We start from the raw sequence: 9792 nt of genomic DNA on the forward strand, positions 1-9792 counted from the left end.
CCAGATATTTCTGAGTGGCCTTTGTCCAGACGAATGTCATCTTGTTGGCGTTGGCTTCAATTTTTGTTCCATCCAGATAAAGGACAGAAGAGTCTATCTGAGGATCATTCTGTTCGGCATAGCGGTTGAATTCCGTAAAGAGATCCTCCATGCATGGAGTAAGGCATTCCTTCTGAAAGCGGGAAATTGTACCGTAAGAAGGAGTTTCGCCATTGAAAAGGCAGAGCAGACGGATGTCGTGAGAATAAAGTTCTTCCTGCTGCCGCAAAGAGCAGTAGCCATAAAGAGTAAAAGAAATCAGAGCGGCTTTGAGCATGGCGTCTGCTGGGAAATGGCAGGCTGGCCAGGAGGCAAAAGAAGGATAAAGGGCAAGGTCGAGATAATCATCGACAAAGGAACTGACAGTAGTGAAGACAGAATCCATCTCAATATGAGGGAAGAGAGAATGGAGCAGTGGCAAACGGCCCTGAATCGAGTTATAGTGTGTTTGGTAATTTTGTTTATTAAGCATGAACATATTTTACCAAAAAAGGCACCTCATCCATTACGGATCAGGTGCCTCTTTTTATTTTTGGACTGTCAGAAATTTAACAGCCCCTTTTTTTGCTGAGTTCATTCTTTGATAAATACATCCGGGCTATATTATTTGTTTATTGATTGGCCAATCGATGAAACTTTCTGTCCGATTTCCAAAGCAGGTAAAGGGAAACCATTGCAATAATCAGATCGTTCAATATGACGCTGTACCAGATTCCAATCGATCCGAAAAACAACGGTAATGTATATAACAGAATAAAGATCAATACAATACCTCTTAGCATGGTAAGAATTGTAGCAGCCATATTCTGCTCAAGAGACTGCAGAACATAGACGATAACCGTATTGATTCCAAGAAACAGAAAAGACACAAAATACATCTGTACAATTGGCTTACTGATGGCCATGATTTCCGGCGTGCTTTTCACAAACAAAATAATGATTTCATCCGGGAAGAACCAGCCGCATGCAAAGAACAGAATGGAAAAGATTCCAGTTGTTATCATCGTATATCGCTGTACTTCCAGAATTCTTTTTGGTTTTGCAGCACCGAGGTTAGCAGAAAGGATTGGAGAAGCAGCCTGCCCGATTCCCATAAACATATGAGAAAACAAAGCGCTGACTGTCAGAAGGACACCATAAATCGCCAGAGCGCTTTCATCCATATAAGCCTGAATCTGATTGTTCATTAATACTGTTGCTGCCACCAGAGCCACTTCAAGAAATGCGGTCCCAAAACCGCATTGAATAATTCGATAACTGTCCTTGGTACTTGAATGCACGTCTCGATATCTGAACGTATTTTTCTTTGAAATAAAGTGAAATGCAAGAACCAGGGCCTGAACAAGATATCCAATGGCTGTTGCCAGTATGGCGCCAAAAATTCCCATCTTCATTGGAAAAACGAAAAACCAGTCTCCGAAGATATTGAAAGAACCTCCGATCAGAGTCGAATAGAGAGGAAGATTTGGATTTTTATCGGCCCTGCAGATAAAGGGACACCAGGCACAAAACATCATCAGCGGAAAGATCAGAATCAGAAGATCACCATATCCATGAACGTAACTGCTTATGGACTCTGAACTGCCAAGCATCTGATAGATCGGATCTTTGAAAATCCAGAATAATAAGGTGATTCCAACTGAAAATAGAATCATCAGATTGACGGAAGCTTTAAAGGTGCTCTGAATTTTCTTATGCTCATGAGATCCCTGAGCCATGCTGATCAGAACTCCGGCTCCCATTCCACATAAAATTCCAAAGAAAGCAGCAATCTGAAACAGGGGAGTGACGACAGCCAAAGCGGCAGTTCCCTGATAGCCGACACCCTGCCCTACGGCAATCGTATCGATAAAGGCATAAACAGATACAACAAGAGCACTCCCAAGGGCTGGAATCAGATATTTGAGAAACAGCTTCCCAGGCGAATCTTTAATCAAATCCAATTTCATTAGAACTCCTTCTTTCGTTTCTTAACCTGCTTCAAATCATTCAGTAATTATCATGCAAAAAAAATCGCTGACTTACTCAAGTATAATGTGGATTTTTGATTCCTGCAGAAATTGAGAATGGATGAATTCGACAGCTTACTATTTTCCTGTATTTCAATGCTTATACAAATTTTTACTCAATTTCGCGAAAACTGACTATTAAAACCGTTCACTCGAAATGAACCGAGTAGAACTGGTGAATATGACAGGAGTGTAAGGATACATAGATTTCTGTAAGGAAGATCGATAGATCCATTTTTTTAAATTTCCTAAACTGAATCTGTAAAGAAGAGAACAGGCGATAAAGATACAAGGATTACGGAGGATAGTTTATGAATATACTCGAGGTTTCAAACCTTCAGAAAATATACAAATCACGTTTCTCGGCTTTCAGCGTTGAAGCCCTTAAAAATGTCAGTTTCAATGTAGCTCCAGGTGAGTTTGTTGCCATCATGGGAGAAAGCGGTTCTGGAAAGACAACATTGCTGAATATTCTTGCTACGCTCGATGAGCAGACCCGGGGAGAAGTTCGAATCAATGGAGTGGATGCTTCAAGCATGAAAGGACATGAGCTTTCGAGTTTTCGCAGAAATCATCTGGGTTTTGTTTTCCAGGATTTCAGCCTGCTGGATACTTTTTCCAATGAGGATAACATTCTGCTTCCTCTGGTTCTTGATGATCGTAAGCTTCCTGAGATGAAGCAGGCTTTGGCTCAGGTCAGTAAGGCACTGGGGATTCAGGATATTCTAAAAAAATTTCCTTATGAAGTTTCAGGAGGACAAAAACAAAGAGTCGCTGTAGCCAGGGCTTTGATCACAAATCCGGAGCTTCTTCTTGCGGATGAACCTACAGGGGCTCTGGATTCAAAAAGTTCTCAGGAAATGCTTGAAGTATTTGAAAAAATCAATCAGCTTTCTCAGACTATCTTGATGGTCACCCACTCGACGAGCGCAGCCAGTTATGCCTCGAGAGTTTTATTCATACGGGATGGAGAAATCTTTCATCAGATCTATCGGGGCAATTTAAGCCGGCAGGATTTTTTTGATCAGATCACAAAAACAATTTCCTTAATGGCTGCAAGAAATGAGGACAAACATGCGTAAGCCGATCTGTCTGAAACTGGCCTGGCAGACATTAGTCCGAAATTCCAGGATCACTTTGCCTTATCTGTTTGGCTCGACTGTAATTATTTCACTTCTGTATTCGATAGTGGCTCTGGGGAATAATCCTGGAATGCAAAGTGTCTATGGTTATGACATTCTGACTTCAATCTTATCGGTTGGCAGCATAGTGGTGAGCTTTTTTGCGGTAATCTTCTTCTTCTATCTCAACTCGATCCTGATTAAGAACAGAAAAAATGAGATGGGATTGTTTACCGTTCTTGGAATGGAAAAGAGGCATTTGATTCGAATCGTTTTTTATCAGCTTCTGATTCTGTTTTTAGCCAATATTGTGTTTGGCATTCCAATCGGAATTTTGATCGATAAGGTAATGATTCTGATCTGTTCGAAATTTTTAACTTTTGAAGTTCCATTGGGATTCTATATTTCAAAAATTGGAATCATACGAGTCATTGAAATAATTGGAATCATCTATCTTCTCCTGTTTGCCTGGTCCGCTTTTGTGATCTCAAAAGAAAATCCTCTGAACCTTTTAAAAGGAAAAGACTATGGTGAAACAGAACCAAAAAACCGTTGGATTATCGGAGTGGCCGGGCTGATCTGTCTGGCGATTGGATATGGAATTTCACTGGCAGTAGATAATCCTGTGGATGCGATACTGCTGTTCTTTGTGGCGGTCGCTTTTGTCATCGCTGGAACGTATCTGACTTTCATTTACGGATCGATCATGGTTTTAAAGATCCTGCAAAGCAATAAGCGATACTACTATAAAACGCGCCATTTTATCTCCGTGTCGAGTATGAAATATCGAATGAAGGAAAATGCAGCCAGCCTGGCCAGCATAGCGATTCTATCGACCAGCGTACTGGTAGGAATCTCTGCGACTACGATGTTGTTGATGACGGCTGTACGGACGGTAAATAACCAATACCCTGACAATTCCAAAGTTCAGGTCGAAACATCGTTTATCGAGTCCAATCAGGCTGCCGCAGCCATGAACGCAATCAATACGGCAATCTCATTTGGTGATCCGTCCATGGAAGTGGCTGGCTATGGATATATTACGTCTTTAGGATCCTTTCATGAAAATAGTTTTGTGGATTCGGATCAGTCTGGAAAACATCCTACGCTGATTTATTTTGTTTTCCTTGATGATTTTAATCGAATCATGAATACGGATATTCAGCTTCAGGATCATCAGATTTATGGATATTTACCAATGATTGATGATGGGGTGATCAAAATTGGATCCACTCCATTTGTTCTTGTGCAGTCAGAAGAACCGATTGAACACTTCTATAACCTCAATCGTTCACAAAACCAGTTTGGAATCACCATTGAAGTTGTTGCCGTAAAAGATATGGAAGCGATCAATCAAGCGCTTGGCAGAGAAAATCTGGTTACCCTTGTTACTTCTGCCAAAATGAGCAAGACGGATCTCGAGGAGTTTCAGAACTATATCCATGATCCAGACTATCTAGGGGATAATCCAATTGTTAAGTCTTACCACAATTCGATTAATCAGCATCTGAAACAGGCAGGATTGGATCCTGAACAGATTTCGGGAAGACTGTCCTATTATGATTCTCAGGTTCTTGAGGTGCTTAATCTTTTTGGAGGATTATTTTTTGCTGGTCTCTATCTTTCCCTGATGTTCCTGTTTGCGGTGATTCTGATCATGTATTACAAGCAGGTCACCGAGGGAAATGCGGATAAAAAGCGATTCAGAATTCTGCAGAATGTTGGTCTTGAAAAGAAGAACATCAAACAGATTATTAATGATCAGGTTCTGATTTTATTCTTTATGCCTCTTCTGATGTGTGCTGTTCATATGGCTTTTGCCTATCCAATGCTTTCGAACATGCTTTCAAGTGCAGGCAGCTTTGATCGAGTGATTTTCCTTGAACTGATCATCGGAATCTTTTTGGTCTATGTTCTGGTTTACATCCTGATTTATCGTTTAAGTGCCAAAACGTATTATTCCATTGTTCAGGATCATCGAAGATAATCTTCGAAACTTCCTGGAACATGGTTCAGGTTACCTGGATCAAGTCAGAGCAGAATGAACAAATTGAATATTGAAACCGGACTTGCGCATGAAAGCATGTCCGGTTTTTTGCTCTCTGAAGAAGAAGGAATTGTCAGATGCAAGGCAGGAATTAGGAAGAATTGAAGGCTCATGGAAATTTTCATTAACCAAAAATCAGCCCCTTTCTGGAGGTGCTATAATAAATCAGTTACAGTGTCGGTTCGCCTAGAAATTTATTTTCTAGAATAAGACAGACTATTTGGTCGGATACCATAAGTGAACCGTCAAAGCAATAATAAATAACAATGATAAAAAGGAGGAACCTTTAATGGCTTACCAGATCCCCCGGGGTACGCAGGATATCTATGGTGATGAAGGCTATCGCTGGCAGCAGCTTGAAAAACTGCTTCGCCATTTCTGCAGCCTGTATAACTTTGAAGAAATCCGAACACCCATTTTTGAACATACAAATGTATTTAAGCGGGAAAATGATTCCAGTGACATGGTCAACAAGGAAATGTATACCTTCACTCCAGCCAATTCATCTACTTCTCTGACTCTGCGTCCAGAAGGAACAGCCGGAGTGGTTCGGAGTTATGTAGAAAACCATATGTATGCAAGTCCTGATTTACCCATCAAGCTTTACTATTTAGGACCGATGCACCGTCATGAACGTCCGCAGAAAGGCCGCTTAAGAATCTTTAATCAGTTTGGAGTGGAGTCTTTGGGAATTAAATCCCCATACGCCGATGCGGAAGTGATGGTATTGGCTTTTTCTATTCTGAAGGCCCTTGGTCTTGAAAACATTACTATTCTTTTGAATACGCTTGGTGACAATGAATCCAGAGATGCTTACCGCAAAGCGCTGAAGGAATATTTTGCTCCTTATGTTGAAGATCTTTGTGCCGACTGCAAGCGCCGTTATGAACAGAATCCATTACGCCTTCTTGACTGCAAGATTGATCATGACAAGGAATGCATGAAGAATGCGCCTAAAATGTCCGATTACCTCAACGAAGAAAGCCGGGAATACTTTGCGACAGTCAAGAACCTGCTTGATCAGATGGGAATTCCATATCGTGTGGATGATAACCTGGTCCGTGGACTTGATTATTACACGCATACCGTTTTTGAAATTGTTTCTGAAAGCAAACAGATGGGTGCCCAGTCCACACTGCTTGCAGGTGGGCGGTATGACAATCTGATTCCTTATTATGGAGGACCAGAACAGTCGGGCATCGGCTGGGCTCTGGGTGAAGAACGTCTGCTACTTGCCCTTGAAGCGGAAGGCATTGAGATTGGCGAAAAACCATTGATGGATGTTTATGTCATGGTTCTCAATCCCGAAGCCCGCAGCTATTCGTTCGAACTGTTAACAGAGCTGCGTGCCAATGGTTTCCGTTCGGAAATGGATATGCAGGGCAAATCGTTCAAGAGCCAGTTTAAAGCGGCTGATAGAGCCAATGCGCAGGTTACAATGCTGATTGGAGAAGATGAATTCGTCTCCTCTAAAGTGACATTAAAAAACAAGCAGACCAAGGAACAAATTTCTGTACCGGCTCATGAAATGATCGATGCGCTCGATCATTGGTTTAATGAAGAAGATGATGATCATGAAGGACATGATCACGATCATCATCACCACGATCATGACCACCACTAATCGGATGGATAACTGATTGACCATGAATGGATTGATTCATATTGATCGGCATCACTCATGATGAAAAGTACAGATATACAGAGAATGAAAGATTTTATAATCAGAAAATCTTCAGATGGAAAATAGATAGAAATCAGGAACAGAGAATGAATAGAACAGACCACAATGGGGCTTTGCGCATCGAGGATGAAGGCCGTCAGGTTGAACTCGTTGGCTGGGTCTCAAAAAAGAGAAATTTCGGAGCGATGAACTTCATCGATCTGCGTGATCGTTATGGAATTGTGCAGCTGGTTTTCGATGAAGGCTTTAATGAACGCTTAAAGGATGTCCGCCAGGAATATGTTCTGAATGTAAAGGGAACAGTTCGTGAGCGGAAGGATAAAAACCCAAATCTTCTAACCGGAGATATCGAAATCATTGTTGAAGATTTTGATGTCATTAACCCGGCAAAAGTTACTCCATTAATTATTGCGGATGAAACGGATGCTCTTGAAGATACTCGTATGAAATACCGCTATCTTGATTTGCGCCGTCCAATCATGCAGGAAAAGTTAATGATGCGTCATGCGATCACAAAAAGCATGCGTGATTTTCTGGATCATCATGATTTTGTCGAAATCGAAACACCAGCTTTAGGGCGTTCAACTCCGGAAGGAGCCAGAGACTTCCTTGTTCCTTCCCGAATGAAGCCAGGCTCTTTTTATGCCCTGCCGCAGTCTCCTCAGCTTTATAAACAGCTTCTGATGATTGCTGGATTTGAACGTTACTATCAGTTTGCACGATGCTTCAGAGATGAAGACTTACGTGCGGATCGTCAGACTGACTTTACACAGGTTGATATTGAAACAAGCTTCCTCGATGAAAATCAGATTCTGTCCATGACAGAAGAGATGCTTAAAAAGCTGATGAAAGATGTCAAAGGCATCGATATTCCTACTCCTTTCTTAAGAATGAGCTGGGAAGATGCCATGAACGAATATGGAATCGACAAACCGGATAATCGCTTTGGTATGAAGCTGCAGGATCTTTCTGAAATCTTCAAAAACACGGAATTTGTTCCTTTCAGAAAAGCACTGGATGAAGGCGGAGTCATTAAGGGGATCGTCGTTGAGGATTTTGCGCCTTCCAATAAGGAAATCAAAAAGCTGACTGCTGATGCAAAGAAAAACGGAGCTTCTGGTCTTGTCGTTTTAAAAATGCAGGATGGAAAACTGAACGGATCTGCAGTGAAATCCCTGAGTGAAAAAGAGATTGACGACCTGATTTCCACGCTGAATCTGACTGATGGTTCGAGTGTTCTGATCGTCAGTGATGAATGGTTAAAGGCATGCACCGCTTTAGGTGCATTAAGAAATGACATGGGAGCAGCGAAAGGTCTGAAGAAGAAAGATGAATTCTCCTTCTTATGGGTCGTGGATTTCCCAATGTTTGAATGGAGCGAAACTGAAAATCGCTGGGTTTCTCAGCATCATCCATTCACAATGCCAAAACGTGAAGACATTCCATTACTCGATACGGATCCTGGCAAGGTGAAGACCAATGCCTACGACTGTGTGCTCAATGGGTATGAATTAGGCGGTGGATCCATGCGTATTTACGAAAATGATCTGCAGGAAAAAATTTTCGAGATTTTGGGTCTGAGTGAAGAACAGATTCGAAATAAATTTGGATTTTTCATCGACGCTTTCCAGTATGGAACTCCACCTCATGGAGGTCTTGCTTTTGGATTAGATCGAATCGCGATGATTCTTTCCGGATCTGATTCTTTACGGGATATCATTGCCTTCCCGAAAAATGCAGCTGGACGCGATCCAATGTCGGATGCCCCAAATACAGTCGATGATATTCAGCTTGATGAACTGGATCTTGCAGTGAATGTGAGCGCAGATCAAAGAAAGCAGTTAAAAGCGATTGAAGAAGGCAAAGTGCTGATAACATTACCAGACGGTAAAGAAACTGAAGTCAGTCTTCAGGAAATTGCGGATTGGAAAGCAGCTCAGGTTTAGATTTCAGTCCTGGGATTGGTATTCAGAAAGCTGAATATCGTAATTCAAGAAGTCTAAAACTTAAAACTAAGAACAGAAAAACAGAAAAACAGAAATTAACAGAAGATCAAATATAAAAACAGGAATTAGAGAAGATCCTTTCTGAATCGAGGAATGAAAATGTTCCCTCGTATTCAGGAAGGATTTTTTTGAGTCGTAAGTTCTTTATATTTGACGGGGTTAAACCCTCCGGTGACCGTTGTTAGATTATCTACAACGAAACTGGAGGATTTTTCATTATGCCGAATTATCACTATGCGTCAACCAGAAAAGGAAACCGGGAATTCTGGACCAGACAGGTTCAGGCTTATCACCTGTCCGGACTTTCTCAGAAGGAGTTCTGCCAGAAGAATGGCTTGATCTATACCTCTTTTGGCTACTGGAAACGCAGATTGGAAAGGTCTGCGAAAGCTGAAGGAATAGAGTTTGTAGAGATTGATGTCGCTGCTGTCGCAGAAAACTCTGCCGCTATTACTCTGTCTGTCGGGAAGCTGGACATAAGAATCCACAATGACGCCAGTCCTGAAATGGTCAGATGGATTCTGAAGGAGCTGGGAGCATGAATCTTCAGAATATCGTAAGTTCTTTATATTTGACGGGGTTAAACCCTCCGGTGACCGTTGTTAGATTATCTACAACGAAACTGGAGGATTTTTCATTATGCCGAATTATCACTATGCGTCAACCAGAAAAGGAAACCGGGAATTCTGGACCAGACAGGTTCAGGCTTATCACCTGTCCGGACTTTCTCAGAAGGAGTTCTGCCAGAAGAATGGCTTGATCTATACCTCTTTTGGCTACTGGAAACGCAGATTGGAAAGGTCTGCGAAAGCTGAAGGAATAGAGTTTGTAGAGATTGATGTCGCTGCTGTCGCAGAAAACTCTGCCGCTATTACTCTGTCTGTCG

At 41.7% G+C, this 9792-nt stretch carries 8 protein-coding genes; 6 read left to right on the forward strand and 2 right to left on the reverse strand.

Going from position 1 to position 9792, the window contains the following annotated elements; all coding sequences use genetic code 11:
* Both BO222_RS11395 and BO222_RS11400 read right to left on the reverse strand, forming a co-directional pair.
* Positions 1 to 511: transposase (locus BO222_RS11395; RefSeq protein WP_178390427.1), on the reverse strand; the 511-nt coding region annotated here is incomplete at its 3' end.
* 139 nt (positions 512 to 650) lie between these two features.
* Positions 651 to 1988: an MATE family efflux transporter gene (locus BO222_RS11400; RefSeq protein WP_075820893.1), complete on the reverse strand. Its 1338-nt coding sequence runs from the start codon at positions 1986 to 1988 to the stop codon at positions 651 to 653.
* Positions 1989 to 2359: 371 nt separating this feature from the next.
* Between BO222_RS11400 and BO222_RS11405 the strand changes: the two genes are divergently transcribed.
* The 6 genes from BO222_RS11405 to tnpA (BO222_RS11430) all read left to right on the forward strand — a co-directional run.
* A complete protein-coding gene (locus BO222_RS11405) occupies positions 2360 to 3130 on the forward strand; it encodes an ABC transporter ATP-binding protein (protein ID WP_075820894.1) in 771 nt (256 codons plus the stop codon).
* Entirely contained in the window at positions 3123 to 5156 is a 2034-nt protein-coding gene (locus BO222_RS11410; RefSeq protein WP_075820895.1) for an ABC transporter permease, read from the forward strand. The genes BO222_RS11405 and BO222_RS11410 overlap by 8 nt, the downstream gene beginning before the upstream one ends.
* 349 nt (positions 5157 to 5505) lie before the next feature.
* The gene (gene hisS / locus BO222_RS11415; RefSeq protein ID WP_075820896.1) at positions 5506 to 6840 is read left to right on the forward strand and encodes a histidine--tRNA ligase; all 1335 of its coding nucleotides are present in this window, start codon (positions 5506 to 5508) and stop codon (positions 6838 to 6840) included.
* Between the two features lie 146 nt (positions 6841 to 6986).
* The gene (gene aspS, locus BO222_RS11420; protein WP_075820898.1) at positions 6987 to 8846 is read left to right on the forward strand and encodes an aspartate--tRNA ligase; all 1860 of its coding nucleotides are present in this window, start codon (positions 6987 to 6989) and stop codon (positions 8844 to 8846) included.
* Positions 8847 to 9124: 278 nt separating this feature from the next.
* Complete coding sequence (gene tnpA, locus BO222_RS11425; RefSeq protein WP_075820897.1) at positions 9125 to 9448, forward strand: IS66 family insertion sequence element accessory protein TnpA; 324 nt, start codon at positions 9125 to 9127, stop codon at positions 9446 to 9448.
* 97 nt (positions 9449 to 9545) lie between these two features.
* The coding region (gene tnpA, locus BO222_RS11430; protein ID WP_198931989.1) for an IS66 family insertion sequence element accessory protein TnpA at positions 9546 to 9792 on the forward strand (247 nt) is incomplete at its 3' end.

Source organism: Ileibacterium valens, from assembly GCF_001945525.1.
Classification (GTDB): domain Bacteria; phylum Bacillota_I; class Bacilli_A; order Erysipelotrichales; family Erysipelotrichaceae; genus Ileibacterium; species Ileibacterium valens.